The following is a 2,359-nucleotide window of genomic DNA, read 5'->3' as shown; positions in this document are numbered from 1 at the left end:
GATATGGTCAAGGCAAGCAATCCGATGAGCATCTCTTTTCCCTGCAGGGTGGCTGACATCGAAGCCGTCCAAAGAGAAATAGGGCTTGCAAGGCTCGGTGCAATACGCCATAGAAGTGCCGAACCGTAACGTACGGTACGCAACCAGGCGTGACCTTTCATCAGGCGAGAAAGAAACGTGTTGCAGGCAGGCGCCGAGATCGACAGCAGCGAGACGCTGACGGAGCGGCAGCAGGCCGTTCTCGACGCTGCCCTTCGCCTGCTCGTCGAGGAGGGCGATAGCCTGACCATGACCGCGGTGGCGCGGCGGGCAAGCTGCTCCAAGGAAACGCTCTACAAATGGTTCGGCGACCGCGACGGGCTGTTGACGGCGACGGTGCAGTGGCAGGCCTCCAAGGTGCGCGTGGCGCCCGTCGACCGCAAGGGCCTCGATATCGCCTCGCTGACGGCGAGCCTCGAACGCTTTGCCTCGGACTGGCTCAAGGTGATTTCGAGCGACACCTCGATCGCGCTGAACCGGGTAGCCGTCGGCCATGCCGGTTCCGGCAAGGATGACCTCGGCGCCATCGTGCTGCAGAATGGACGTTTCGCGCTCGCCAGGCGCTTGAAGCCGGTGCTGGAAGCGGGACGAGAGGCCGGATTGCTGGATTTCGCGGATGCCGAAACGGCATTCCGCACCTTTTTCGGGCTGGTCGCCCGCGATGTGCAGATGCGTCTGCTGCTCGGCGACCGGCTGGAATTGACTGAAGCGACGATCGGCGGCGATGCCGCCCGCGCGACGCAGCAGTTTCTCGCTCTCCATGGAGCAAACAACCGGCCGCTAAGGCCCCAGAGCCGGATGATTTCAGGTCAAGTCGACCTGAAATCCGAATCCGGCTCTAAATCAAAGAGATAGAGCATGATGTCGTCCGAAAACCGCTTCACACTTTTCGGCATCATGCTCTGATCTTCAAAACGGGAAGGAAGACGAAAATGCGTGTCTATTACGATCGTGACGCCGATCTCAACCTCATCAAGGGCAAGAAGGTCGCCATCATCGGCTATGGCAGCCAAGGCAGGGCGCATGCGCTCAACCTCAAGGAGTCCGGTGTCAAGGACATCGCCATCGGTCTTAAGGCCGGCTCGGCGACCGCAAAGAAGGTCGAGGCCGACGGGCTCAAGGTGTTGACCGTCGCGGACGCCGCCAAATGGGCCGACCTGATGATGATGGCGACGCCCGACGAACTGCAGGCCGACATCTACAAGAACGAGATCGCGCCGAACATCCGCGATGGCGCGGCGATTGCCTTCGCGCACGGCCTCAACGTGCATTTCGGCCTGATCGAGCCGAAGTCGACCGTGGACGTTGTCATGATTGCGCCGAAGGGCCCGGGCCACACCGTGCGTGGCGAATACCAGAAGGGCGGCGGCGTGCCGTGCCTGGTCGCCGTCAACCATGATGCTTCCGGCAATGCGCTCGACCTGGCGCTCTCCTACGCCTGCGGCGTCGGCGGCGGCCGCTCCGGCATCATCGAGACCAATTTCCGCGAGGAATGCGAGACCGACCTGTTCGGCGAGCAGGTTGTGCTGTGCGGCGGTCTTGTCGAGCTGATCCGCGCCGGCTTCGAGACGCTGGTGGAAGCCGGCTACGCTCCGGAAATGGCCTATTTCGAGTGCCTGCACGAGGTGAAGCTGATCGTCGACCTGATCTATGAAGGCGGCATCGCCAACATGAACTACTCGATCTCGAATACCGCCGAGTGGGGCGAATATGTCTCTGGACCGCGCATCATCACCGCCGAGACCAAGGCCGAGATGAAACGCGTGCTGAAGGACATCCAAACCGGCAAGTTCACCTCGGAATGGATGCAGGAATACCGTGCCGGCCTGGCGCGCTTCAAGGGCATCCGCCGCAACAACGACAGCCACCAGATCGAAGAGGTGGGTGCGAAGCTGCGCGCGATGATGCCGTGGATCGCCAAGAACAAGCTGGTCGACAAGGCCAAGAACTGAGGCGATCCACGGTCTTTGCATTGCGCGTCCTCGGGCTTCGCCCTGCGGGCGCGCGGTGATCGCCAAGAACAAGCTGGTCGGCAAGGCTAAAACTAGGAAGCTTGCGCCAATTCTACCCTGCCGGCCATCTGCCGCGGGTTTCTGCGCTTCCGGTGCTCACGGACTTCAATGTCCGCGCCGCTCCGGTTCTCGAAACCCGCACCAACTGACTCAGCAGGGCGAATTGTCATCAAGCTTCTGGTCGCGAAATACCAAGCCGGCGGAGCAATCCGCCGACTTTTTCGTGCCAGCCCTTCGGCTAGCAGGGGAGGCGGAGCTTCAGCCGTAGTGCCAGTGCGGCTTCGGTTCGGTGCCGGTGAACTCGACGC

At 61.8% G+C, this 2,359-nt stretch carries 2 protein-coding genes; both read left to right on the top strand.

The window, feature by feature from the left end:
* Positions 1-177 precede the first annotated feature (177 nt).
* Positions 178-894: a TetR/AcrR family transcriptional regulator gene (locus EN745_RS33725; protein WP_245487903.1), complete on the top strand. Its 717-nt coding sequence runs from the start codon at positions 178-180 to the stop codon at positions 892-894.
* A 77-nt stretch (positions 895-971) separates the two neighbouring features.
* On the top strand, positions 972-1,991 hold the full coding sequence (ilvC, locus tag EN745_RS33720) for a ketol-acid reductoisomerase (protein ID WP_127283377.1): 1,020 nt from the start codon (positions 972-974) through the stop codon (positions 1,989-1,991).
* The last annotated feature ends 368 nt before the right edge of the window (positions 1,992-2,359 follow it).

Source organism: Mesorhizobium sp. M4A.F.Ca.ET.022.05.2.1, from assembly GCF_003998845.1.
GTDB lineage: Bacteria > Pseudomonadota > Alphaproteobacteria > Rhizobiales > Rhizobiaceae > Mesorhizobium.
The sequence above is the reverse complement of the archived record's forward strand: the minus strand, read 5'-3'. Positions and strand labels throughout refer to the sequence as shown.

What these genes read in the sequence shown, in the direction of transcription:
- ilvC (WP_127283377.1), top strand. Translation starts at nt 972, where the DNA reads ATGCGTGTCTATTACGATCGTGACGCCGATCTCAACCTCATCAAGGGC.